Source organism: Candidatus Neomarinimicrobiota bacterium (assembly GCA_022573815.1).
Taxonomy (GTDB): Bacteria; Fidelibacterota; SORT01; order SORT01; family SORT01; genus JACZTG01.
The window spans coordinates 1-26,225 of the sequence record JACZTG010000002.1 but is presented as its reverse complement, the minus strand read 5'-3'; the positions used below and the strand labels follow the sequence as shown (position 1 = coordinate 26,225).

Here is a 26,225-nt window from a genome sequence, read left to right as displayed (position 1 = left end):
ATGGAAATAATTGGAAAAAATTAAATCGCTTAACCGTCCCTTCTCTCCTGATTTTAATAATAGCCCTTTTTGTGGGTATTTATTACACAGACCTGATTTTGCTTGAAAAATATGGTCACCTGCTCTCAAATCGGGTAATCTGGGCTTCAGACACAAGTTTAAAACGTATTGCCATTACATTTGATGATGGTCCAAATGAGGAATACACTCCGAAACTTCTCGATATTCTATCAAATTATGATGCCAAAGCCACCTTTTTCCTTATTGGCAAAAACGTTTCAGAAGAACCGGATATTACGCGAAGAATACATGCCGAAGGCCATGAGATTGGTAACCACACTTATTCACATCCGGTATTGCCTCTTGTAAGCCGTAAAGAGGTTCATAAACAGGTAGAATCCACAAATTCGATAATAAAAGATGCTGTTGGAACTAAACCCGTGTATTTTCGACCGCCGATGGGACTTTTTACCCCTGCTATACTCGACATTATTGAATCAAATGGTCTTCAAACTGTTATCGGTGAAGTCTATCCAAGGGACCCCAACAGACCCGGCAAAGATAAAATCATTAAGCGAGTATTAACGCGTGTCAAACCCGGCTCTATTATTATCATGCACGATGGCGGTACTTGGGGAAATTTTGACCGAAATCAAACAATCGAAGCTGTTCCTATAATTATAGAGAAATTACAGGCAAAAGGTTACCAATTTGTGACGCTGAGCGAATTAATTAGCGGAGATGAAAAAATTGCCGCTAATTGACTGGCGGGTCAATATCCTATAACACAACTGCTGCAACCGTTAAACAGGTTTTAACTCAACTCCCTCGGATCAGTTAGTCTGCCGGTAATACCCGATGCCGCTGCTACCGCAGGGTTACTGAGATACACTTCCGCCGTACGTGCGCCTGTCCTGCCAGGGAAATTTCGGTTGGTGGTGAAAACTCCTACTTCTTTATCACCCATAACTCCAAGATGTGCGCCGATACACGCCCCGCAGCCCGGTGTGGTTATGGCAGCGCCCGCTTCAGAAAACTTAAGTATAAGACCCGATTTTAACATTTTTTGATATATTTCTGTGGTTGCCGGTGTTATTAGTACCCTTGTATCCTTTGAAAATTTATTATCACCTAAAACTTCCGCCGCTAATTCAAAATCGGAGTATCGTCCATTGGTACATGAACCGATCATTACCTGATCAACTTTAACATTCTCTACTTGAGATATCGGCTTTACGTTGCTCGGCAAGAAAGGCACTGCCACCTGCGGCTCCATATCTGTTACATCATACTCCAGAACACTGTGATATTCAGCATCATCGTCACTTTCAAATATTTGGTAATCGTCTTTTTTAAGCTTTCCTTCAAGATATTTCATGGTCGTATCATCGGCTGCGATAACGCCATTTTTTGCGCCAGCTTCAATCGCCATATTTGTAAGAGTCAACCTATCATCCATTGTCATATTATCAACGGTCTCTCCGCAATATTCTAATGCCTTATAATTACCCCCCTCCATTCCGAGGTCGCGGCATACAAGAAGCACAAGGTCTTTTCCAATCACATATTTAGGTAATTTCCCTTTGAATTCTATCTTTATAGTCTCCGGTACTCTAAGCCAAATCTCCCCTTCAGCCCATATTGCCGCAATATCGGTAGCGCCCATTCCCGCTCCGAAACAACCGAATGCGCCATAAGTCGTGGAATGCGAATCAGCGCCTAATATAATATCGCCGGGAGCGATCAACCCCTCATCAGGAAGGAGAACATGCGAAATTCCTGTTCGACCAACTTCATAATAGTGTTTAATACCGTGTTTTTTCGCGAATTCTCTCATCATCTTGGAGAAACCGGCAGCATCTATATCTTTTGCGGGTGTGAGGTGATCGTTAACCAATGCGATCTTATCAGGGTCGAACACTTTATCCATTCCAATTTCTTCAAACACTTTTATGGTCAGCGGGGAGGCAATATCAGTCGCCATAGATAAATCGACTTTCACAAAAATTAGATCACCCGGTTTTATGCTTGAATTCCCCGATTTATTCGCGAGTATTTTTTCTGTTAGAGTCATCCCCATTTATAAAATCCTTTCTAATTAAAACTTGGATGAATAATCACTGTAATATTCCACTATCTTCTTCCGTGATTGAGCAATCGAAACTTCAAATGGACTCAGTCTTTCTGTTTCGCTTGAAGCCATTACCTTAACTGTCGATTCCCTTATCATCACCGCTACAGCGCGCAGCAGGGAATCAGCTGTGAGATTTATCTTCTCATTCCATGTAAGAATTCCGAACAAAGCCGCGGCTCCGGCATTAGCTATAAAATCCGGAATGACGATAACATTTTTCGAAAACAGCCAATTCTCAATATAGCCTTCATCCTTATCGCCTGATACCAAGAATGGATGATTAGCCCCGGGAATAATATATTGCGGATTCAAATTCTTCATGAGAAGATCCAGTTTTTCAGCTGTTATATAATCCGAACGGGCCGCGGGAATAAATACATCAATATCTTCTTCCACGCTATATATATCGCCTTCGCTTGCCGGAATAACGGTGTAATTTTCAGGTAAATTATTTATGTTTATATGTCCGGAATTCTCTCCGGTAACAAGAGACAAATCTATTCCGCCTTGATGATAAACTGTGCAGTCGATGTCCGAAATAGCAACCACAGAAGCGCCTTCCTGAGTTAGAAAATGAGCCGCGCTGCCGCCCACAGAACCAAATCCCTCAATGGCTATCTTCTTTTCCTCAAACGATGAGCCGTCAAGGAAACAAGCTGTTTTTGCCGCCTCCATAACGCTGAATCCGGCTACAACATCATTTAATATAGTCTCTTTACCGAGTACTCTGACCGGAATATTCACTCCTTTTTGAAGCCTGTCGAGAGCTTTCTCCAAACCCATAGGCGATTTTTTCGCAAGAGCATATTGAGGATGAGGAACTCCTAACTTCAAAACTGACTTCATTATTTCCTTTCCGGAAGTATTAATATCGGGCCCCGTCGCATAGAAACCCCGTAGAAACGGTTCGAGGAATTGAACGAAACGATCCAATACTTCTTCTTTAATTTCATCGCTTCCGGCACCGTTAACGTCAAAATCAAGACCACATTTCGCGCCGCCGATATGTGGATTTATAAAAGTAAATTTGAGAGTCATTTTTTTTGCGAGATGAACAACCTCTTCAACCGTCAAGTCCTTGCGAATTCGTATGCCGCCTCCTGCTATTCCGTTTATAAGAGTATCCACCACGAAATATCCCTTGACGTCATATTTCTTGTCGTAATAATCGACTATAAATTGCGGTTCGTGCTCGTACATTTAGTTGGATCCCCAAATAACGTAATTTTAATTTGTTCCGAATGGAAAGTTAGTTATTTATGCCGACGGTGGAAAGAATTATTTTGCAGCTGTTTTACTGAATTGATCTTAGCACCGCCTCCATAACCCCCCCTGCAATAGCATTTGCTTTATCTGAAATTGTATGCAGAAAATCGGAGTTGCCACGCGGGTCCACATCCCCGATTTTAGTTCCCTTTGAAATTTCAACTCCGTCATACAATAAACCTCGAAGCAATCCTGATATTTCAGTTATTACTTCTTTTCCGTTTACTTTTCCTACCGTTTGAAAAGCGCTTAACATATCTCCGATATTTGCATTTGACTCGAATTTCCCGCTCATCGGAGACCTAATCACCCGCCTGATGGTTTCGCCTCCCACTTCGCCGGGCACACCCGTGTCCTTTAACGCATTCCCATTTGTGATGACCCGACCGAGATCGTGCCCCCGTGACGTCTCTATGACATAATGTGCGTCTTCGGGAGCCGCATAACCCGGTCCCAATGCTATGACCACAGGAGCCATATCAGAATTTGTATCAGGGTTATTCTTCATCATTCGGGCATCAATTAAAATCTTCGGTGATAACTCCTGAATTGCAGCGCCTTCAGGGTCGATCAAAACTGCTGTCTCCCGTCCGGCTGTAATCTCCGCTGCTTCATCGATATCATTACAGAATATTCCCTTAATCTCCTCAATTTCTATTCCGCCATCATATATTGCCGAAGCAAAAGAAACCGTCCTGCGAACACAGAGCGGCTTGGCTATTTCAAGCGCTATTACCGGAAAACCTGCCAGTGTTAACCTGCGTATTGCTCCCGAGGCAAGCTCGCCTGCCCCGCGGAAGAGAATAAGATTATCCAAAAATCTCGTTCTTAACTTTAATGAGCTCCGCGAGAATACTCACAGCAATCTCCGTCGGCTCCTTGCCCCCAAGCGGTATCCCGATTGGTGAATGAACTTTATCAAGGAACGCTTTAGAAGTACCTTCTTTTTCCAATTCCTTGAAAAGTATCTTTTTCTTTGCTTTGCTTCCTATCATACCGATATAGGCCGCGTTTGATCCGGCATATCTTTTCACCAGTTCCTTGTCCGTGGGATGACACCTGGTCACAATCACGATAAACGAATTCGGACCCACATCCGGAAGGCCGTTTTTATAATCTCTATCTGTCAGGATAACACTCACCGAATCAGTGAATTTGTCTTTGTTCGCATACTCAGTTCTGTCGTCGGCTATTGTTAAATTGAATATCCCCGTTTGTTCCGCTAATTTTATAATTGCAGAGCCTACATGTCCCGCCCCAAATACAACCAATTGCGCCTCCGGCTTAAAAGTCTCAATTAGAACTTTTGATACTCCCTGACAATACATCCCAAGTGAATCCTCTGTGAGTTCATAGCTTTCGATTTTGCTCCCGCTGCCGTTTTTTAGGATTTTTACAGAATCCTGTATTACCTGCGCCTCGAACGGTCCGCCCCCGATTGTGAATTCAATTGAAGAGTCTTCAAAAATTATCATCTTCGCACCGACTTTTTGAGGAGCAGAACCTTTGACTTCCAAAAGCGTTCCTACGGCAAAAGATTTTCCCTCATCTAACAGCTCCGATATTCTCTTAAACATCTCACTCTTTTTCATAATTCTCAATCAACTTTCTGTAATCGCTGTTCGTATTTATATTCAGCTGTGTTGAATTATCTTCCAGCTCAAAAGACACCGCTCTTTTATTAAATTTATCCGAAAGTCCGAAGCCGGATGTGTCTCCCTCTATTTTTGACAGTTCAATCAATCCCTCTTTTGAGAAAACCACCGGGTTGGCCTTCTTTCCTTTTAATGATGGATAAAGCATAGGCGATTCGGGATTCTTTACAGCATATTCAATGACTCTGTTGATAAGATCAACACCGATAAGAGGTTGATCTCCTTGCAAAAACATCACATGGGAGGCATTTTTTGGAAGTTCTCGAAGGCCACAAGTCACTGAAGATGATCGCCCGATTTCCCAATTTTCATTCTCAACCAACCTGAATTTATTTTCTCCGCCGATATTTTTTATTCCATATAATACTCTGTTCTTATTCGCGCCGACAACAAGCAGTACAGATTTTAAATTTGATTTTAAAGCCGCTTTCAACGACCACCAAAGGAGTGGTTTTTGTCGAAAGGGCAACGTCAACTTTGGGAAACTATCGTTCATTCTGCTTGAGCTTCCGGCAGCAAGCATTATTCCGTACACATCCAATCTTATTTCCGAATCTTTTTCATACTATAAATTATTAAGGCAAAATTGCGTATTTAATTCCTTTTTTATTGTCCAATAACTGAAAGGCCTGCTTAAGCTCGCCAAGCGGATATTCACCTGTAATCAACGGCTCCAAAAAAACTTTATCGCCTACTAAAAGTTCGCGAGCTTCCACCACATCCTTTCTGCGGTAATGGAACAGTCCCTGCAGCCTAATGTTATCATAATGCAAGCGCTCTGCATCGAATGTTACTTTAGCGCCTTTAGATAATCCCCCGAATAAAATAACCACACCATTCTTTGAAACGTAGTTTACCGAATCTTCCCAGACCTCACGGGCTCCGGTTGATTCAATCAGAATATTTACCCCCATATTCTCCGTCAATTCCATAACCCGCTCCAAAATATTTTCAGATGAGGCATCAATAACATTATCTGCGCCTAATTTTTTTGCTAAGTCAATACGTTCTTCCCCACGAGCAGCAACTATGAGATTTCGCAGGTTTAAAGTTTTTAGGACTGCCGTAAATAACAATCCTATCGTACCGGCTCCCATAACCAGTACAGAATCATCCTTTCCAACAGCCGCTTCATCAACTCCATGAACCACGCAGGAGAGTGGCTCCAGCATTGCGGCTTGTCTAAATGAAAGAGAATGCGGCTTAGCAAACATATTTTTCGATACTATCTGTTTTGGAACCCTTATATATTCGGCATACGCCCCGAACATCAGAGAATTTTTTAATTCTTTACAGAGATGTTCTTCTCCGCGCAAGCAGTAGTAGCACTCGCCGCAAGGTGCAGAAAACACCGTCATAACGGTGTCACCCTCTTTGAATCCACTTACCCCATTTCCTAACGCTGAAACTGTTCCGGAAAATTCATGACCGAACGGCGAAGGGAGAGAGACTTTCGGATGACCACGCCTGTACGTTTTTAAGTCTGTTCCACAGGTAAGAGCGGTATGAACTTTGGCTATTATTTCGCCGTGAAACGGTTCGGGCACAGGAATCTCTCTTAGCTCTATTTTTCCGGGTTCCACAAGGAATCCGGCTCTCATCATCTTACTCAATTATCAGTTACCATATTTATAAAACATTCACATTTCAGTTGTGTGATCGTATTTTTTTATTTTTCACCGATGGATTGCCGCTACAATTCAAAGATATCACTTACATGTGAATAGAAAGAGCCTTCTAATCTTCCCACCGCATGAATTTTCTGTGAAACTACAGCCCCATTTTCAAACATATCGTCATTTATGTGAAATAAAACTACTTCACCGATGAATAGAAAATGATTTTTATCTCCTATTTCAACAACTTTCTCTAATTTGCATTCCATGCTTACAGGAGATTCTTTGATACACGGCGGAGCTATCTTTTCCGACTCACTGGTCGATAATCCTGCAATCTTCAGCTCTTCAACGCCGTAGTCATATAAACCCGCTGTTGAGTTCATTGCCTCAACGTTTGCATTCGTAACCATGTTTACTACAAACTCGGAATTTTTAATAATATTCCTCGATGTATCTTTAATCTCTCCCCCCTTTGCCGATACCGATATTGCCAATCTCGGAGGCTTAGTAGATACTCCCATAAAAAAACTGAACGGAGCGGCATTCACCGAGCCGTCTTCATTTAAGGTAGTTACCCAAGCTATTGGGCGCGGAATAATTATACTTGTTAAAATCTTATGCGATTCCTTCACGTCAAGATTAGCAGGATCTACTTTCATTTATGTCTCCAATCCGGTTTACGTTTTTCCAGAAAGGCGCTGACGCCTTCTTTTACATCCTCAGTTTTCATAAGTTCATCAAAGTATATGTCTTCAGCTTTTGTGAGAGCAAGGTTGTATTCCCACTCAATCCCTGCCTTAATAGATTTCCTCGCCAGTGAGAGTACGGCCCGACTCTTCCCTTTAAGAGTGGCTATTAGCTCGTCCACAGCCTCATTGAGATTGTCATCGGGAACCACACGTGTAACTAATCCCAATTTTTTTGCCTCTTTTGCCGATAGTTCACGTCCCGTAAGAATCATATCCATTGCCGCTTTCGGACCAATTATCCGCGGAAACGCGGCTGCGGCTGCGGGCGGATAACATCCGACGTTTATTTCGGGTTGCGAAAATGTAGCGGATTCTGCGGCTATCACAAAATCGCATAAAGCCGCGAGTTCGCAACCGCCGCCAATCGCCGGCGCGTGTACCACTGAAATTGAAATCTTATCCCATTTATATATGAGCCGAAATATATCGTGAAATTTTGTCAGCATCATTTCTATTTTATCTTCTGTGTGGTCTGCAATATCAACGCCTGCTGAAAACAGCTTATCACCCGCTCCCCGAAACAGCACAAATTGAATGTTATTATCTTCTTCAAGTACCTGAAGAGCGCCGAAAATCTCTTCCATCATTGGAATATCAATGACATTATATGGGGGGCTGTTAAGTCTGATTGTGGCTGCCGGAGAATCAATTTCCAGCGATATTGATTTATAATTCATCTGTATAAAAGAATTATTTTTCTCAGGCTTTTTTAAGTGCTTTGAGCGCTGCGTTTATTTGGTCATCGACCCTTTTCGCAATCCGACCGGCAAGTCGGTATATCTCTGTTATCATATCGTAATATTCTTCATCAAGATCAGGCGTGGTTGTGCTGACTGCAAATATCGGTACATCATCAGCGCCATGCATCCTTAGAATAAACGCCGATTCCTGCTCTTCGGCATTTATTACATAGAGAAACACAACGAACGAAACAGAGTCGCCTAATGTTGCACGAAATTTCGTAGGTTCATCGCCTTGCTCCCATGCAATTTTTCCCTTTTTGGTCTTTTCGTAAAGCGATTTGATAACCGCTTCATAATCAGGTTCATCATTCAATGCCTTAGCCATTAATTTTCCTCATTCTAAATTCAAACTCTTTCAAAAAGCGCTGCAATTCCCATTCCTCCCGAAACGCATAGTGTAGCCGCACCGTATTTTACTTTTCGTCTTTTCATTTCATGTAGCAGCGTAACACTGATTCTCGCACCCGAGCAACCAATCGGGTGTCCGAGGGCAATCGCACCGCCATTTACGTTAAGCTTTATCGGGTCAATATTCAACTCCCGCTGACAAGCTATCACCTGAGCCGCAAATGCTTCGTTAATTTCTATCAAATCGATTTCTTCTGTTTTAACGCCTGTTTTTTCTTCAAGTTTCTTTAACGCCGGTACGGGCCCCAATCCCATATGCTCCGGCTTAAGCCCGACGACCGAATATCCGACTATTCTCGCAATGGGGTCAATTCCTAATTTCTCCACTTTTTTTTCTGATAATACAAGCATCGAAGCTGCGCCATCGGTTATACCTGAAGATGCTCCCGCATGGACGATTCCATTATCTTTAAAGACAGGATTCAATTTAGAAAGGTCTTCAGCGGTAATTCCCTTTCGGGGATGTTCGTCGGAATCAATTATCGTCAGGTTACCCTTCCTATCTTTCATTTCCACTTTTACGATTTCATCGTCAAATTTGCCATTTTTTGCCGCTGCCTCGCACTTTTGCTGACTTTCAGCGGCGAATTTATCCTGTTCTTCCCGCGTGATATTGTATTTTTCAACAAGATTTTCAGCCGTTTCGCCCATCAATTGTTCGCAAAGCGGACAGATAAACCCATCCCAGTATTGCGCATCAAGTATCTTATTATGCCCTAAGCGATAGCCCCATCGGGCATTCATCAGCAGATAAGGAGTAGTGCTCATTGATTCCATTCCACCTGCAATTACCACATCCGAATCAGAAAGCATCACTGCCTGCGCCGCGGAGACTATGCTCCTCAGTCCCGAAGCGCACGCCTGGTTTATGGTCCACGCAGGTACTTCATCGGGCAATCCTGATAACCTCACGACCTGCTTTGCGGGATTTGGACGGTTTCCAGCCTGTCGAGCGTGTCCGAGTATCACCTCGTCAACAGAGCCGATATCAATTCCGCTGCCCTCCAATGTACCCCTAACAGAAAACTTTCCAAGCTCCACAGCCGGTACATTTTTAAATACTCCGCCGTATGCTCCAACCGGTGTCCTACGAGGTTCTGCTATATATACTTCTTGCTCCGCCATCCTGTATCCTAATCACTATACTCGGCATATGAGTCCGGTGTTTCCCATACCTTCACCGAGACCACCGGAAAACCCAACGATTTAACATGATCATAAATCAGTTTAGAGATAAATTCGGCAGTGGGATTTGCCGGGACAGCAAGATACCGTTCTCCCGCTTTTTCAAGCATTGGGATAATCTCATCTTTTTCGTTGAGTATCATCAGATGGTCAAGATTTTCATCTATCCAGCTTTTTACCGCTTTTTTTATATCAGAAAAATCAAACACCATTCCCCGATCGTCAAGTTCTTCGGAATTTAATTCAATTTCTGCCCGTGCGTTATGGCCGTGCAGGTGCCTGCACTTTCCATCGTAATTCAAAAGACGGTGTCCATAACAAAATTCTATGGCTTTGCTTACTTTATACATTTGATATAATCTTTATTTAGATTGTTATTATTGAAAAATATAAACAGTTTGTCGAGGAAAGGGCAAATAAAAAAGTTGATTATGCATAATCTCCTATTTAGCTTCAGTTCTCTATAATTTTAGATAATCGCTGTAAACAGTCAATAATCTAACGCTTAAAAGGAAATAAATTGTTAGCTGTCACAAAACCCAAACCCCATGAAAACGAAGAGTGGACTCAAGGATTTAACGTTACCGATATGCCGGAAGCCACCCTGCCCGATGATAATCACGTTCTGATAGAAGTATCAACAGGCGGAATATGCGGTACAGACGTTGGAATCTATAATTCAAAAGAATCAATAAAAAGAGAGATGATGCTCGCCGCAGATATTGATCCGATAATAATCGGACACGAATTTGCCGGCAGATTGGTAGATGTAGGAAACGGCGCTTTAGAATTTCTCGGGACAAAATTGAATTCTCCGGTCAATTCTGATTTCAAAAATAAGCTTTTCAACGACTATGACGTCACCGCAGAAATGCACATCACCTGCGGAAATTGTCTGCAATGCCGAATAGGAGAAAAACACGTTTGTAAGAACACTATCATAAAAGGTATTCATGAACACGGAGCGTTCACAAAGTACATTACCGTTCCGGCAGAAAATCTTGTACTCATTCAGCGTGGAAAAATTCCTATGGAAATTATGTCGTTTATGGACGCTTTCGGAAACGCCGTTCATACGACGAGTACTATCAACAAAAAGGATAAAACAATCGCTATTCTTGGATGTGGGATTCAGGGCTTGATGGCTACCGCAATTTCTCACAAGCTTGGAGCGAAGAAAATATTTGTCACGGACGCTTCTCATCCTAAAGTGGGGATGACTCCTGAAAAACTTGAGGACTCTCACTTCGCAATGGCTAAAAAATTTGGAGCGGATGCATGCTTCGACATGGCAATTCCTGATAACAGACAAAAATTTTTCGAGTTCGTCATGGACGAAACTGATGGAATCGGGGTTGACGGCATCCTTGAAATGTCCGGAAATTATAAAGCCTATGAAGACGCTTTTAAAGTTCTTCGGGCGGGAGGCGTATTCGCTCTTCTCGGATTACCGAGTGGTGATTTTCAAATGGACTTTGCCAGAGATATAATTTTTAAAGGTGCGACAGTAAAGGGAATTATCGGTCGGCGGATTTGGGAGACATGGGACTTAATGATAGAATTATTAGAAAGCGGACTCAGCGATACTTTTATTGATAATGGATTTGTCACTCATAATCTTGGCATATCAGAGGTTGACCACGCTTTTGAGGAAATCGCGGCAGGGAACGCTCTAAAAGTTTTACTCAAACCTGAATAAATTAAATACAGGAATCTTTTTCATGAACAATATGCTCTCTATCATCAAAGAAGAACTTGGCAGGATTCACAACGCCAATACATTTAAATTTGAAACAGAAATAGAATCTCCTCAATCAGGAAGAGTAAATGTCGGGGGTAACGATGTCGTGATGCTCGCCTCAAACAATTATCTCGGATTGTCAAACCATCCTCGCATTATAGAAGCTTCAATTCGGGGTATAAAGGAATACGGACACGGTGTTGCGTCTGTTCGATTTCTTTGCGGCACACAAACAATTCACAGAGACCTGGAAAAAAAGATAGCCGAATTCCTCGGCACTGACGATTCAATACTGTTTTCATCCTGCTTCTCCGCGAATGAGGGTCTTTTTGCGAGCCTCTTCAACGAACCGCTGGGCAGCGAAGAATGGCAGAACGTGATTTATTCTGACCAACTTAATCATGCCAGTATAATTGACGGAATGAGGCTTTGCCGCAAGAAAAACACGGTTAAAAGAATTTACAAACATCTCGATATGGACGATCTTCGCAATATGTTAGAGGAAGATAAAGATAAAGATTACAGGTTCAGGTTGTTGGTCACAGACGGTGTATTCAGTATGGAGGGCGACTTAGCGCCTATGCCCGAATTGACCGAGCTGAGCAGTCAATACGGATTAACGTTGACGGTGGATGATTCACATTCTCTTGGAGTGCTGGGAAGCAGCGGACGCGGAACTGCGGAAGAGCTCGGGGTTCACGGCAAAGTGGATATCACCACAGGCACTCTTGGAAAAGCCATGGGAGGAGCAGCCGGTGGATTTATTTCCGGTGATTCCGACCTTATCACATATCTCAGGCAGAAATCGAGACCATACACATTTTCAAATTCGTTGCCCCCGAATATCATTGTCGCTGCGATTGAAGCGTTTGAGCTTCTCGACTCTGACCCCTCGATTCTACAAAAATTAAAAGATAATACTTCTTATTTCCGCAAAGAAATTCACTCTCTCGGGTTCGAAATTCTTGAGGGTGTCCATCCTATAGTTCCGGTAATGCTTAAAGACGCATCACTTGCGCAGGAGATGGCAAAATCGCTGCTTGATGAAGGAGTTTTCATCAAAGGACTTTGGTTCCCCGTTGTGCCTGAAGGAGAAGCGAGGCTGAGAGCTCAGATTTCTGCTGCGCATGAAAGAGAAGATATTGACCGAGCCTTAAATGCCTTTGAGAAAGTCGGCAAACGGATGGGTGTTATCAGCTGATATTTCCTGAAGAGTTTTTAATTCGACATTAAGCTTATGTAAATTGTGTAAACAGTTTTGTGTAAATTTCAATTGAATGATGGAGGTAGCCTAACTATGAAAAATAAAATTTATCTTATACATGTATCCGTTCTTTTAATGATAATTATATTTTCCATTTCATGCAGCAAAGACGATTTTTCGATTTCAAGAGAATTCGAATTCGCCATCGCAATCCACGGCGGAGCAGGAACTATTCTCAGAGAGAATATGTCTCCTGAAATTGAAGCCGAATACCGTGCAATATTGTCCGAGTCTTTGAAGGCGGGATATGAAATTCTTGCCAACGGGGGGACGAGCCTTGATGCTGTAGTAGCTGCAATCACGATTATGGAAGATTCTCCTCTATTCAACGCGGGCAAGGGTGCGGTTTTTACTCACAATGGATTGAACGAATTAGATGCTTCCATCATGGATGGAAGAACTTTAAAAGCCGGAGCAGTTGGCGCCGTCCGGAACATAAAAAACCCGATTGAGTTGGCGAGACTTGTTATGGATAAAACCGAGCATGTTATGCTCATCGGGAATGGAGCAAAGCTTCTCGCGCAAGAGCACGGAATCGGATTAGTTCCGGACGAATATTTTTTCACGGAAAGGAGATGGAAATCTCTTCAAAACGTTTTAGATGCTGAATCCAAGAATGATCTCTCAAGCAGCTCTATCAAACTCGATAATTATTTTGGAACTACAGGAGCTGTTGCTCTCGACTCGGAGGGTAATCTTGCTGCCGGAACTTCCACGGGAGGACTCACGAACAAAATGTATGGAAGGGTGGGCGATTCTCCTATAATCGGAGCTGGAACTTACGCCAATAATAACAGTTGCGCAGTCTCAGGAACGGGTATTGGCGAATATTTTATGCGTGGATTAATCGCCTATGATGTCTCAGCATTAATGGAATATAAAGATATGAATGTACATGAAGCCGCAAGCGAAGTAATCACAAATAAGCTTACTAAGGCGGGAGGTACGGGAGGTGTCATAGCAATGGATTACAACGGAAACGTATCAATGACCTTTAACACCGATGGAATGTATCGCGGCTATTATCGACAGGGCGAAAAACCTATCGTGCGGATTTTTAAGAAGAACTGATAAATTCAATTATTTTACCCATAATTCCCGCATCTTTTAAAATCCTTCGGTGACCTAAGCCCGTTGTACTGATAAATTCGGCGTTTGGAAAATTTTCCGCATATTCTTCTCCCTGTTCATAAGCAACGTCTCTGTCTTCTCTGTCATGAACAATAAGAATAGGTGTTTTAAAAGATGCCGCAAAAGAATCAAGCGACAGGCTGAAAACATCTAAATTTTGCTCTTTTAAAAATCGCCTTTTAATACGATCTACCATCATCTTTGTTACCTTTGAATTAATATTTATAATTTTCCTGAAACTCTCTATGATATAATCCATAGAAAACGGAGATGCGATAACGGCAACCCTACTCACATTTAAATCGTTCCGGTGAACTGCGTTTGCCAGAGCCATTCCGCCAAAAGAATGCCCTATTATAGCTTGGACAGGTTCAAATTTTTTGAATATCAGAGCAGTTATTTCAGAAACCTCTAACAGGTTTGTTGTTTTTCCTTCCGAGTCACCATGAGCAGGAGCGTCAAACGCCACCACCCGATAGCCGAGTTTGTTTAAAGGCTCTGCAAGATGTCCCATACGTGTTCCGCGGCTTCCCCATCCGTGTACCATAATTATAGTTTTTTCACCCTCGCCCCACGTATAAAGAGCGACTTTTTTACTGTTATATTCAATACTTGAATGGATTGCGGAATCGTAATACGGCAGCTCTGATGACGGCCGCGGTAACCCAATAGGTATAAAAAATAATATATCTGCCCAACGGGCTGCGAGGCTTGGAGAAAGCATACAAAGTATTTTTGAAGTGGTTCTCATAATGCCATGCACGATTTTAAATATCAGACCGATTTTATTTTTTTTAGTTTTCAAGTCGACTCACAACACTAATGATCTATTATTTTGATTTCTCTCGAGCCGTAAATATATAACATTTTTCGATTGATTGGAAACTTTGTATATCAGAACAGTCCGGAACGGTAATAAGAATACTCAATAAGAAAAAGCCCGCCGGCGGCGGGCTTTAAATAAATCTCTCAGATTCTAAAGAGATATTGAAACTTCATAAAATACTGTCTGTCCGCCTGGACAAAATTGAGCCCTCTATTGCTTGCATCGTCAAAAGAGCCGTGAGTTGAGCCGATAAAGAACTGAGAGAATGGATTGATTTTATATGTCAGGAGCGGCTCCAAATCCAACCGCCTGTTAAAATCGTTATACTGAACTACAAGTCTCACAAAAAGTTCTTTCGTAAACTGGTAGTCCGCCCGTGTTCTGAATATATATCCTTCGCTTATGTCTTTAGTTTCAACGGTAACCAGTTTAAAAATATCCAAATTAGGTTCTATGACCAGTCTATCAATCGGTTTAATTGTTGCGCTAAATCCGTAATTAGTGATATCCCCATTTTGAATTGGGTCTGAAAATCGCGCGATTAATAATCCCCGGAAAAAATATGCTGAAAATCCGATTTCATCAAGATAGTTGGAGTTTACTCTAAAAAATGCAGTCCATTGATCATTGAACTTTCTACCACGGAAAGTTTCCGGGCCAATTCCATACTGCGCAAACAGAGATGTTTGCCCCTTAAGGTCAACTAACAGATCGCCACGTAACGCATTGTTTTTTATTTGACCATCGAAGTTCCACATCCTAAATACAAATAATCCCGTTCTGATTCTGTCAATGTAAGAATTATCCGGGTATATTGAATAATTAGCGTTGAACAAGCCGAACCTTCTATTGTTAGCAGTCTGGAAACCGTTATCAGCTCTGTAAGAAGGAGATATATGCTGATAATTTAAATTATAAAAGAGACCTCTGGAACGTCGCGTTATACTCGCATGAACAGCATTTCCGGTATATGATTCTCCATCTAATCCTACCGTGTGTCCATCATTATCAAATACTGTTTGATTCAGCCCTTCTGTGAGAGTTGTATCGTTTACTTCAGCAGTATTGCTGAAGACTCCCTGGAGCTCAAAATTGTAAACTTTTTTAAATCTGATATTCGAATCAATGGAAAGGATACTGCCGGACCCACCCCCTACAACTCTCCTATCTATAATAAATGCCCCGACATGAGAATCTTCTCTGAATGATCTTCTGACCCTTAAAATATTAGAATAACTTTTCCCAAGGTTCTGTACAATGTTATTACCTTCTTCACCGGGAATTATCAATGGTGAACGTTCGTCCACAGCTCCGATATATGCGTAACTTAGTTTGTTGCTTCTACTTGTTAATTTTGTCGCAAATGATGGATCATTTATAGATCGAGTGTATACTAAACTAAAAAATGAATTTAACAGATCGCTTCCCTCTTGGAAGAAGGGTCTCTTTTCCGGGAAAAACAGGGCAAATTGGTTATTTACATCTATCTGACCCGCATCTGATTCTACCTGACTGAAATCGGGATTGATCGTTCCTTCAAGTGATGTGTTGGACGAAATGCCGTATCTGACTCCTACTGATGCGTCACCTACCACATCTGAATTTTGGAACGATGAATTCGGATCGCTAATATCTCTGGTGCCTGTTTGTGAGGAGGTAAATGACGGTAAAATATCAAATCATTTCCCCGATTTCACATTTTCCATTCCGACGAGCGTTCCGAATTGACCTAAAAAATTAGGGTCGTTTTTGCTTATTGCAGCCCATGAATATTCCTCTCTGCTTTCCCTCGGGCGAACCCTCCAGAAAGTAATTTTCCAGTCCTGAACATTTTTTTCCGGGAACCGCAGGCTTGCGAAAGGAACAGCGAATTCAACCTGATATCCGTCTTCCGTAATTTTCCCTGCTGACGCAAATACTATATCAAAACTTTCATCTTCACCATTCTGTGTCCATCGGGCATCACCTTGTATTCCCATTGCATTGGAATAAATTTGGTAAGCCCATGATGCGTCTCCATAAGTATCAAGTATGAAGCCAACTAAATCATCAGACCCTATTTTATCTCTGTCGCGAAGAGTTGAGCGTATAGCATCGGGATTATCATCGTATGCGCTGATTGCTACATACAGATATTCATCATCATAGGTCAGCATAGCAACTGTTCTTGATGACGGTTTGGTCATATCAACCGGTTCAAACTGTGTAAAATTTGTCGCCGGATTGGCGCCTACCCAGCCGGCATCATTTAGCTCTCCATCAATTATAATCTTTGCTGATGTCTTTGAAATTTCAAGTCGAGGCTGAATGTTAGGAATAAATTTTACTTCATCGCCCAAGATTGACTCACCTGCATAAGCTGTACTCGTAGCCATTATCAAACTCATTAATACCAAATGAATATTGTTTTTCATTATACCACCGTATCCTTTTTTTTATTCACTCACCGCCGTTACCGTTATTCCCCAATTGAATGGGTCATATGGTTGTGAATCGTTCCAATCATTAAACGAATGCGAACCATCCGTTTCATATTTGATAACGTATTCGCCCGGCTTTAATACGATAGTACCATCAAACATTCGATTTTTCTTTGCACCTCCCGCGTGCTCTGTTCTTCTATAAGACATTTCCCATACTGTTCTTCCGGTTCGGGAATCCTCGATCCAGCCGTAATCATACATCTCTCCCCCGGATCCCTCACCAATAGCATATATTCGTATTCTTGTCCTCTCTCTTAGTCTAAATCTTTCAGAGATCAGTTCATCATCACCTATATTGACGATCCTCGCTAAAATATTCTTATCATCTTCTTTATATTCCCATACATCCTTACTATTGAAATCGGTATCTACCGCGATCAGTCTCATTCCCCAAGCTTTCTGATCCGAAGGAGGAGAAGAATTCCACATCCGATAAGAATGAGAACCGTCGGTAACATAATATGCGATATAATCTCCCTTTTTCAGACTTATGACATCATCATAAACTCTGTTTTTGCTGGCTCCGCCGGAATGTTCTGTATCTCTAAATTCCATCTCCCAAATTCTCTCTCGGTTGTTTGCATCAATTATCCAGCCGAAGTCGAACATTTCTCCTCTCCGCCCCTCGCCAACTGCATATATATTTATATCCATATCCTTTTTAAGTGTAAAACCATAAGACTTTGACTCATTGTTTCTTACCCGTGTCATATCTACAATTGTTCTGAGTTCCATAAAATCCTCGTACTCGAAAAATTCAATATTCTTTTTATCTTTTTTATTCTTCAATACGACGGATATTCCCCAGAACTCAGGATCATATGGTGGTTGAGCATTCCATTTCTTCGAGGAATGAGTTCCATCTGTGGCGTAAATGACTGCGTATTTACCGGCTGGCAATTTTATAGTATCTTTTCTCATACGATTCTTCTCTGCTCCGCCTGCGTACTTCGATTTCCTATAGGACAAATCCCAGACTTTCTTTCTGGAAATCGCATCCTGGATATATCCATAGTCAAATTGTTCTCTATCATCAAATTCTCCTATAGAATAGACTTCAAGTTCTACCGGTTTGTTGGCAACAAACCCTACACTTTTATACAAATTCTTTTTGTATCCGCTAATCCAGACTAATGATTCATTTTTTAATTTTTCGTGAATGTCATAAATTTCGTTTCTGGACAGACTTTTACCGTCTCCTTTTATAACTACTTGAAACTCTTTATAAAAACCTCTCATCTCTCTTCTCGATGATCTCCGATCTCCATTAAACCAATCTCTGAAAAATGAACCGAGTATATCTCCAATATCCTCTAAATCAAAATCCCGGCTTAGAGGATATGAGGCATAATAAACCTCATATATCCCCTTCGGAAGCGACACTTTATCCATAAATTCCAAGGTCCCCCTTTTGCTTCTTCTTGAGGAACTTTCCGACAGGTCCCAGACTACTTCTCTTGACTCGGAGTCAAGTATCCAGGCATTACCCATAAACAGCTTGTAATCATAAGATCTGTAACTAAAACCGATTGCTTCAATTGCAATCTCTTGTTTTGAGGTCAGCGCGAAACCAGCAACACGCAAATCTTTAGGATATATGTCTATTATCTCAACAAGAGTATTATCCTGAGAGTATATTAATGCCGGATCCAAAAAACTTATTGCGATGAAAAATGCGAATATTCTACTATATATTGTAATGTTTGGCATCTATAGTGCTTCCCTTGTAGTTATATCCTTTCTGACAATTATTAAATGGTGTCAGATTATATATTCATACGTAAATCCGCCTGCAATTGTTGCCCGATAGTTTTATCTAATTCAAATTGAATCATTTTTTAATTCATCATAACTTGATCCGGAAAAATATAAAAAGAATTTTATTTTATTATGAAAATGTTATATTCTGTGACCTGATTATGTCTAAAACTTCAACAAAATTGATATTCATAATTATCCTTCTCGGATTCGTATCCTCCGGATGCTCTCTGATAAATGGAATGGCTATCAATTCATTAGCGGACGCCATGAGCGCGTCAGGAACTGCATTCGCGGCTGATGATGACCCTGAACTAATTCGTGAAGCAGTGCCTTTCAGTCTTAAAACTATTGAAATACTATTGGAAGAAAAACCGAATCACATTGGTCTCCTCTTAACCGCAGCCAAAGGTTTCACACAATATAGTTATGGATTTATTGAGCAAGACGCAGATTTTATTGAGGAAGAGGATTTTGACGAAGCTCTTAAAATTCGGAAGAGGGCAAGAAAACTTTATAGCAGGGCAATCAATTATGCCCGTCGGGGTCTTGAGGTGAATCATCGTGGATTCCTTGACGCTTTCGATTCAAATCCGGATTCAACAATTATTTTCTTAAAAAAGAAAGATGTGCCTCTTATGTATTGGTATGCAGCTGCTCTGGGACTAAAAATATCTCTTTCTATTGACGATCCGATGGAAATAGCCAAATTGCCGCAGGTTGGAATTCTTATCAACAGAGCTTTGGAGCTTGATGCGAACTGGGATAGAGGAGCGCTTTACGAATTTTTGGTTTCTTACGATGGGGGACGATCTGAGGCATTGGGCGGTTCACAGGTAAGAGCAAAAGAACATCTCGACAATGCTATCAGACTTTCAAATGGCGAACGTGCCGGACCGTATGTAGCGTACGCCGAAAATGTCGGCGTATTACTACAAGACCGGGAAATGTTTATTGAAATGCTTAATAAAGCCTTAGCCGTAAATATCGATAATCCTTCGGAGGATAGACTGGCGAATATTATCGCTCAAAACAGAGCGCGCTGGCTTCTTGAGACTATCGATGATCTGTTCTTTTAATATGATACAAATCGGAGAATTTCAGTGCAAAAATTAATATATAACACGGTTATATTTCTTTTTTCATTTACCCTGATAATCAGTTCTGCATTTGGGCAGAAACGAATCAAGGTGAAAATGGCGACATTGGCGCCGAAAGGTTCCCCCTGGCACGAAGTCTTAGAAAAAATGGGAAGAGAATGGCGTGAAATTACCAACGGTAGATTGCGTATGAAAATATATCCTGATGGAGTGGCGGGTGACGAAGACGCAATGATAAGGAAAATTCGAATCGGTCAGTTTCAAGCCGCTGCGTTGACTTTTAACGGACTTGCGTATATCGACCCGTCGGTCAACGCCTTCGCTATCCCAATGCTTTACGATAATTATGAGCAGCTCGACAAAGTGCGGGAAATGATGGACTCGGAAATTCGCAGACGGCTTGAATCTAAAGGATTCATTCTTCTTGCGTGGGCGGATGTCGGTTGGGTGCGATTTTTCGGTTCAAAACCTATTATTACACCTGATGATCTGAGGAATATGAAGATATTTACATGGGCAGGGGACGAAACATCACTCCGTATGTGGAAAAACGCAGGGTTTCGCGCTGTCCCGCTTCAGCCTATAGATATTCTGACGGGTCTTCAAACGGGGCTGATAAATGCTTTCGCGGCTCCACCCTTCGGAGCACTTTCATCACAGTGGTTTGGGATTGCTGACCATATGCTCGATATGCGTTTTGCTCCTTTCATTGGCGGATTCGTCATGGACCTCAAGACATGGAACTCAATTCCCGATGAATTCAAGCCTGCGATGTTAGCCGCCGCTGCTGCGGTCGGTGAAAAAATTAAAAAAGAACTTCGACATGACGATCAAAAATTTATTGACGCTATGGTAGAGCACGGCCTCACCGTGCATGAGGCAAATACTGAAACTGTCGCATTATGGAGAAATACTGCCAGAGAATTCTATCCCGACCTTCGTGGCGACTTCGTCCCCGCAGATATATTCGACAGGGCAGTGGCTATTAGCGATAGTCTTCATTCCATTAATTCCGGAAATACGTTTGGTCAGTGATAAAATCTTTACGAAATGACGGCTGATGATTTCCGGCTCGAAATCCATTTTCAAATATATTCACAAGGCGGAGGACTACTTCTTAGTTGCCATTTTACTGGGAATGGCTATTCTTCCTCTAATAGAGATCGTATATCGAAATATCGCCACCGGAGGTATTCCGGGCTCCTCGGTCATTGTTCAGTATTTAACGCTGTTCGTGGCATTTGCCGGAGCGTCCTTAGCCGCGAGAGAAGGGCGGTTACTCTCTCTTACATCAGATAAGGCTGTCTTCAAGGGAAAATTCAATGAATACTCCCGCTATTTCGCCGCCGCTATAGGCACTGCTGTTTCTGTCGGACTTTTATGGGCGAGCTGGAATATGGTGAAGGCGGATTTCGAATACCCGATTGACATAATTTTAGGCGTACCTAACTGGCTCGTAGAACTTATAATGCCAATTTCAATGGGTGTGATCGCTGTGCGTATTATGCTGAAATCGTCGCCCAGTCTTAAAATCAGATTGATTATAATTGGCGCTGTTCTTCTGTTTGCTCTGATTGGGAATTCGGAAATGTTCCAGGAATCAAACATTTTTATTTTAGGGTTCATCTTTCTCTTTGCTTCCATCGCATTCGGGGCTCCTATATTTGTGGGACTCGGCGGAGCTGCCTTGCTGCTTTTCTGGCACGATTTCGAACCGATAGCCTCCATTCCTGCCGAAAGCTTACGGATCGTTGTTTCACCCACGCTTCCAACTATTCCGCTCTTTACTCTTTCCGGATATTTTCTTGCAGAAAGCAATGCGGCTCATCGGCTTGTTGGTGTATTCCGAGCATGGTTTGGGTGGCTTCCCGGTGGTATGCCTATTGTAACGGTTATAGTGTGCGCTTTTTTCACAACATTTACCGGCGGTTCCGGAGTTACTATACTCGCGTTAGGGGGGCTTTTACTCCCGATGCTGATAAAGGATAACTATCCGGAGAAATTTTCTGTAGGTCTGTTAACAGCCTCCGGTTCGCTGGGACTTTTCTTTCCGCCGAGCCTTGCTGTCATACTTTACGGCGTTATTTCACACACTCCGATAAACGAAATTTTTATCGGGGGAATTGTTCCGGGCATTATTTTAATGCTGTTCATTGGAGCATGGGGAGTTCGGCAAGGCATAATATCAAATATTCCGAGAACTTCGTTTGATTTCAATACTGCTTTTAAAGCCCTTTGGTTGGCAAAGTACGAAGTAATGCTTCCGGTTGTCGTTCTCGTCGGAATCTATGGTGGATTTACGACTCTTGTCGAAACAGCCGCTCTTGCCGCTCTTTATGCCCTTGTAGTAGAAGTATTTATCCATAAGGATTTAAGTTTAACAGAAGATGTCCCGCGGGTAATTGTCTTATGCTCTATTCTCATCGGCGGAGTTCTTATTATTCTCAGCGTTGCTATGGGACTTACCGCATATCTTGTTGACGCTGAAGTGCCGATGCTCGCCCTCGAATGGGTTCAGGAGCATGTCGAATCCCGCTGGGTATTCTTATTATCGCTCAATGCGCTCCTGCTCGTGGTAGGAACATTGATGGATATATTCTCCGCTATAGTTGTCGTCGTTCCACTTATAACTCCGATGGCGCTCGCTTTCGGAATTGAACCTGTTCATCTTGCGATCATATTTTTGGCAAATCTCGAATTAGGTTTTCTCACTCCACCTGTAGGAATGAATCTCTTTCTCGCTTCGTACCGATTCGATAAAGACCTCATCACGGTTTACAAATCTGCTATTCCATACCTGATTATTCTATTGATAGGCGTTATTGCTATTACTTATGTACCGATATTAACACTTGGACTCGGAAGATTGTTAGGGTATTGATTTAGTGATAAAACTTGCATTTTCGGCTGAATTTTTGTTAATATCTATCCTACTTTTTAATAAATTTATGCAGTTGACCGGAGGAACAGATGGCTAATGATGATTCAATAACAACTACTGCTGAACACAGCGAGCTGTTCAACCCGTCTGACGAAGTTGTAGATCAAGCTATTATTAAGGACTACGATGCCCTGTATAAAAAATCTATTGAAGACAGAGAGGGTTTTTGGGCGGATGAGGCTGAAAAACTCAGCTGGTATAAAAAATGGAATACCGTTTTAGATGAATCAGAGAAGCCGTTTTATAAGTGGTTCACCGGAGGAAAAATTAATATCGTTGCTAATGCCGTTGACAGGCATCAGCAAAATGAAACTGCTGAAAAAACCGCTATCATTTGGGAAGGTGAACCGGGTGATTCGCGCAAATTCACTTACAAAGAGCTCAACGAAGAAGTCTCAAAATTCGCCAACATTCTAAAAGATAAGGGCGTAAATAAAGGCGATATCGTAACCATCTATATGCCGCAAATTCCCGAATTGGCTTTCGCTATGCTCGCCTGCGCAAAAATCGGTGCCGCTCATAGTGTAGTTTACGGCGGATTCAGCGCTGAAGCGCTTTCTCAGCGGATCGGCGATGCTCAAAGCCGACTACTGATCACAGCCGACGGCGGCTGGAGAAGAGGAAAAATCACCGACCTAAAGGCGATTTCAAATGAAGCAATGAAACGTGCACCCACCATTCAAACCTGCATCACGGTTAAGCGCACCGAGCATGATGTGGAAATGCAGGATGGTAGAGATTTCTGGTATCACGAGCTCTTTGAAAATGCCGGCAGTGAATGTGAAACAGAGGTAACGGACGCCGAGGATATGCTGTTTATTCTTTATACCTCCGGTACCACCGGAAGACCAAAGGGCGTGCTTCATACTCATGGCGGATATACTCTTTATACATCCGTGACCCACAAATATGTATTCGACATTAAGGACGAAGATGTTTGGTGGTGCGCGGCGGATCCCGGATGGATAACGGGACACAGCTATATCGTCTACGGCCCGCTCATCAACGGCAGCACAATTGTGATGTATGAAGGAGCGCCAAACCATCCTGACCCGGGCCGCTGGTGGCAGATGATTGAGAAATACGGCATAAACATTCTTTATACCTCCCCAACTGCCATTCGAGGACTTATGCGTTTCGGCGATGAATGGCCGGAAAAATATGACCTCAGCTCGCTTCGTCTTTTGGGTTCAGTGGGTGAACCAATAAATCCCGAAGCGTGGAAATGGTATCATCGTGTTATAGGCAAAGGAAAGTGTCCTATCATGGACACCTGGTGGCAAACGGAAACGGGTGGTTTTGTGATTACTCCTCTTCCAATTACGCCGCTGAAACCCGGCTCCGCTACCAAACCTTTCTTCGGAAATGAAGTCGGAGTGGTTGACGATGATGGCAATGATGTCGGAGTGGGGGAAGAGGGAAAACTGGTCCTGAAAGCTCCTTGGCCCGGAATGGCACGCACAATTTACGGCGACCCCGAGCGATATAAAGAGGTTTACTGGAAAGATTACGAGAAACAGGGATGGTATAAAACGGGCGATTCCGCGCGCATTGATTCTGATGGTTACGTATGGATTATCGGACGCATTGACGATGTCATAAAAGTCAGCGGATACCGGCTCGGAACAGCGGAAATTGAAAGCGCTCTCGTTAGCCATAAATCAGTTTCAGAGGCTGCCGCTATCGGTCTGCCTCATGAACTAAAGGGTAACGCTATTCACGCATTCGTAATCTTGAATGCCGGCTTGGAAAGCTCCGATGAGCTTCGGGACGAACTCTCCCAGCACGTTCGGGATGAAATCGGCCCAATTGCCAGACCTGAGTCAATAGAGTTTGTGGACTCGCTCCCCAAAACCAGAAGCGGAAAAATAATGCGACGAGTGCTTAAAGCGCGAGCGTTAGGCGAAGATGAAGGCGATCTCTCTACTTTGGAAGAGTAGAATACGATTTAGGCTCATATTAACCGTCTGATTTAATTATCCATCTCTTCAATCATACGATTAATCATTTCTTCATTTTTGAGTGTTTTTTCATGTTCTATGTATTTACAATCATTTTCCAGCCAAACTTCCAACTTGCTACTTTCATCTATTATCTTGCTCCGCGACAATCCAAATATTCTTACTAATCTCTCTCTTAATTCACCTGCATTCGGATTAATAATTTTTATTACAATATCTTGCTTAATTGATGAAAAAAGAAAATTTGCCATTGCATCTGCTTCCGGTAGGCTGTATCCAACAATATACACTTCTTCTGTTTTAGAAAGAGCATTAGCAGCCAGTTTCACTAGTTCAATTTCCCATTTATGTCTATAGAATTTCATAAAAGTAGGTAGAATTACATGGTGACTCTGATAAGACGTATATTTTTTTTCAACATCGTTTTTCGGTGTATCAATTTCATCAAAAAACGGTAAATCATTATACGGATCTTTTAATAATATCCTTAAATTACTGTCGTGCCATGAAGGAGATTCCCAAGAAATAGATCCATGCATTTTTAATACTCTTACATCAGATTTGTCTAGATTTGCTATTATATCTAATTCGTCCTCTTTTACTTCTCCTATGCAATATCCATCTTTAGGATTCCAAAGCCCTCTTTTTAACAATCCCTGTTCTAATAACAGGTCATAGTTAAATGTAATAATTGTGTCACCTTTATCGATTTTTGATAAAGCATTTTCGAGCAGTTTCTTGTTTGTTCTAAGATTATTCGGAAGTAAAATCTCTACAATCTTTTTATGAATAAAATTTTTTGCCTCTTCGAGTTCATCAAGCAATTCCTTTGTTGGTTTCTCTGCAGATGTATCATCGTTCAGATCATCTATTGTTTCCTGCAGGTTATCCACCTCACCACTCCAGTAATCCATAGCAGCAATCAGATCCCTGCTGTCTATGACATCACCCTGCAGGTCGCTCAGCGTTTTGTCATCAGTTATTGTCATTTCTTTGCTTCCTCCAATTCAATATGCTCTCTATGGTGAGCAAGCTTAATATCATTCAACCACTTCTGCAAGCTGTCAATTTTCTCTTGACAATACTCAACACAAAGATCACCTGTCCGTATACCCTTCTCCACTTCCAATGTCAGTGATTTCAATGGACCTTCCAAAGGCCATGCTGGATTCAGCATTACTGATTCACAAAGTTCAAGGTATGATTTCATGCCACCACCTTAGGGTATTTCTTCATTAAATCTTTATACTGACCCATAACA

25 protein-coding genes are annotated in these 26,225 nt (G+C 42.0%); 8 read left to right on the top strand and 17 right to left on the bottom strand.

Annotated features, from left to right (window positions below; genetic code table 11):
* Positions 1-71: 71 nt before the first annotated feature.
* Entirely contained in the window at positions 72-764 is a 693-nt protein-coding gene (locus tag IIB39_00945) for a polysaccharide deacetylase family protein (protein ID MCH8927265.1), read from the top strand.
* A gap of 50 nt (positions 765-814) precedes the next feature.
* Here IIB39_00945 and IIB39_00940 read toward each other — a convergent pair whose 3' ends face one another.
* From IIB39_00940 to IIB39_00890, 11 genes are all read right to left on the bottom strand, one after another.
* Positions 815-2,080, bottom strand: a complete 1,266-nt coding sequence (locus tag IIB39_00940; GenBank protein ID MCH8927264.1) for a 3-isopropylmalate dehydratase large subunit — start codon at positions 2,078-2,080, stop codon at positions 815-817.
* Positions 2,081-2,098: 18 nt separating this feature from the next.
* Entirely contained in the window at positions 2,099-3,334 is a 1,236-nt protein-coding gene (locus IIB39_00935) for a Glu/Leu/Phe/Val dehydrogenase (GenBank protein ID MCH8927263.1), read from the bottom strand.
* Between the two features lie 94 nt (positions 3,335-3,428).
* A complete protein-coding gene (locus IIB39_00930; protein ID MCH8927262.1) occupies positions 3,429-4,217 on the bottom strand; it encodes an EF2563 family selenium-dependent molybdenum hydroxylase system protein in 789 nt (262 codons plus the stop codon).
* Positions 4,210-4,992: an XdhC family protein gene (locus IIB39_00925; protein ID MCH8927261.1), complete on the bottom strand. Its 783-nt coding sequence runs from the start codon at positions 4,990-4,992 to the stop codon at positions 4,210-4,212. Before IIB39_00925 ends, IIB39_00930 begins: the two co-directional genes overlap by 8 nt.
* Positions 4,979-5,596 carry a nucleotidyltransferase family protein gene (locus IIB39_00920; GenBank protein MCH8927260.1) on the bottom strand — a complete coding sequence of 206 codons (618 nt, stop codon included), beginning with the start codon at positions 5,594-5,596 and terminating at the stop codon, positions 4,979-4,981. Before IIB39_00920 ends, IIB39_00925 begins: the two co-directional genes overlap by 14 nt.
* Before the next feature lie 34 nt (positions 5,597-5,630).
* The gene (locus IIB39_00915) at positions 5,631-6,668 is read right to left on the bottom strand and encodes an alcohol dehydrogenase catalytic domain-containing protein (GenBank protein MCH8927259.1); all 1,038 of its coding nucleotides are present in this window, start codon (positions 6,666-6,668) and stop codon (positions 5,631-5,633) included.
* A gap of 80 nt (positions 6,669-6,748) precedes the next feature.
* Complete coding sequence (locus IIB39_00910) at positions 6,749-7,333, bottom strand: flavin reductase family protein (GenBank protein ID MCH8927258.1); 585 nt, start codon at positions 7,331-7,333, stop codon at positions 6,749-6,751.
* Positions 7,330-8,100 (bottom strand): enoyl-CoA hydratase/isomerase family protein, encoded by a 771-nt coding sequence (locus tag IIB39_00905; protein ID MCH8927257.1) that lies wholly within the window; start codon positions 8,098-8,100, stop codon positions 7,330-7,332. Before IIB39_00905 ends, IIB39_00910 begins: the two co-directional genes overlap by 4 nt.
* A 22-nt stretch (positions 8,101-8,122) precedes the next feature.
* Positions 8,123-8,491 carry a hypothetical protein gene (locus tag IIB39_00900; GenBank protein MCH8927256.1) on the bottom strand — a complete coding sequence of 123 codons (369 nt, stop codon included), beginning with the start codon at positions 8,489-8,491 and terminating at the stop codon, positions 8,123-8,125.
* Positions 8,492-8,511: 20 nt separating this feature from the next.
* Positions 8,512-9,699: an acetyl-CoA C-acetyltransferase gene (locus IIB39_00895; protein ID MCH8927255.1), complete on the bottom strand. Its 1,188-nt coding sequence runs from the start codon at positions 9,697-9,699 to the stop codon at positions 8,512-8,514.
* A gap of 8 nt (positions 9,700-9,707) precedes the next feature.
* On the bottom strand, positions 9,708-10,109 hold the full coding sequence (locus IIB39_00890; protein MCH8927254.1) for a 6-carboxytetrahydropterin synthase: 402 nt from the start codon (positions 10,107-10,109) through the stop codon (positions 9,708-9,710).
* 170 nt (positions 10,110-10,279) lie between these two features.
* On the opposite strand from IIB39_00890, the gene IIB39_00885 reads away from it, so the two are divergent.
* The 3 genes from IIB39_00885 (at position 10,280) to IIB39_00875 (ending at position 13,835) form a co-directional block, all read left to right on the top strand.
* Positions 10,280-11,458, top strand: a complete 1,179-nt coding sequence (locus IIB39_00885) for an alcohol dehydrogenase catalytic domain-containing protein (GenBank protein MCH8927253.1) — start codon at positions 10,280-10,282, stop codon at positions 11,456-11,458.
* A gap of 22 nt (positions 11,459-11,480) precedes the next feature.
* Positions 11,481-12,701, top strand: a complete 1,221-nt coding sequence (locus IIB39_00880) for a glycine C-acetyltransferase (protein ID MCH8927252.1) — start codon at positions 11,481-11,483, stop codon at positions 12,699-12,701.
* A gap of 96 nt (positions 12,702-12,797) precedes the next feature.
* A complete protein-coding gene (locus tag IIB39_00875) occupies positions 12,798-13,835 on the top strand; it encodes an isoaspartyl peptidase/L-asparaginase (GenBank protein MCH8927251.1) in 1,038 nt (345 codons plus the stop codon).
* Here IIB39_00875 and IIB39_00870 read toward each other — a convergent pair.
* From IIB39_00870 to IIB39_00855, 4 genes are all read right to left on the bottom strand, one after another.
* Positions 13,822-14,700: an alpha/beta hydrolase gene (locus IIB39_00870; GenBank protein MCH8927250.1), complete on the bottom strand. Its 879-nt coding sequence runs from the start codon at positions 14,698-14,700 to the stop codon at positions 13,822-13,824. The two genes, IIB39_00875 and IIB39_00870, sit on opposite strands and share 14 nt — an antisense overlap.
* 164 nt (positions 14,701-14,864) lie before the next feature.
* Entirely contained in the window at positions 14,865-16,316 is a 1,452-nt protein-coding gene (locus IIB39_00865; GenBank protein MCH8927249.1) for a hypothetical protein, read from the bottom strand.
* Between the two features lie 84 nt (positions 16,317-16,400).
* On the bottom strand, positions 16,401-17,135 hold the full coding sequence (locus tag IIB39_00860) for a carbohydrate binding family 9 domain-containing protein (GenBank protein MCH8927248.1): 735 nt from the start codon (positions 17,133-17,135) through the stop codon (positions 16,401-16,403).
* A 21-nt stretch (positions 17,136-17,156) separates the two neighbouring features.
* Positions 17,157-18,914 (bottom strand): hypothetical protein, encoded by a 1,758-nt coding sequence (locus tag IIB39_00855; protein ID MCH8927247.1) that lies wholly within the window; start codon positions 18,912-18,914, stop codon positions 17,157-17,159.
* Positions 18,915-19,123: 209 nt separating this feature from the next.
* Between IIB39_00855 and IIB39_00850 the strand changes: the two genes are divergently transcribed.
* From IIB39_00850 to acs, 4 genes are all read left to right on the top strand, one after another.
* The gene (locus IIB39_00850) at positions 19,124-20,041 is read left to right on the top strand and encodes a TRAP transporter TatT component family protein (protein MCH8927246.1); all 918 of its coding nucleotides are present in this window, start codon (positions 19,124-19,126) and stop codon (positions 20,039-20,041) included.
* A 24-nt stretch (positions 20,042-20,065) separates the two neighbouring features.
* Positions 20,066-21,097 carry a TRAP transporter substrate-binding protein DctP gene (gene dctP / locus IIB39_00845; protein MCH8927245.1) on the top strand — a complete coding sequence of 344 codons (1,032 nt, stop codon included), beginning with the start codon at positions 20,066-20,068 and terminating at the stop codon, positions 21,095-21,097.
* 25 nt (positions 21,098-21,122) lie between these two features.
* Entirely contained in the window at positions 21,123-22,943 is a 1,821-nt protein-coding gene (locus IIB39_00840; protein MCH8927244.1) for a TRAP transporter large permease subunit, read from the top strand.
* An 89-nt stretch (positions 22,944-23,032) separates the two neighbouring features.
* A complete protein-coding gene (gene acs, locus IIB39_00835; protein MCH8927243.1) occupies positions 23,033-24,943 on the top strand; it encodes an acetate--CoA ligase in 1,911 nt (636 codons plus the stop codon).
* A gap of 32 nt (positions 24,944-24,975) precedes the next feature.
* On the opposite strand, the gene IIB39_00830 is transcribed toward acs, so the two are convergent.
* Together IIB39_00830 and IIB39_00825 are read right to left on the bottom strand one after the other, a co-directional pair.
* Positions 24,976-25,953, bottom strand: a complete 978-nt coding sequence (locus tag IIB39_00830) for an SIR2 family protein (GenBank protein ID MCH8927242.1) — start codon at positions 25,951-25,953, stop codon at positions 24,976-24,978.
* Positions 25,950-26,174: a hypothetical protein gene (locus IIB39_00825; protein ID MCH8927241.1), complete on the bottom strand. Its 225-nt coding sequence runs from the start codon at positions 26,172-26,174 to the stop codon at positions 25,950-25,952. Before IIB39_00825 ends, IIB39_00830 begins: the two co-directional genes overlap by 4 nt.
* Between the last annotated feature and the right edge of the window lie 51 nt (positions 26,175-26,225).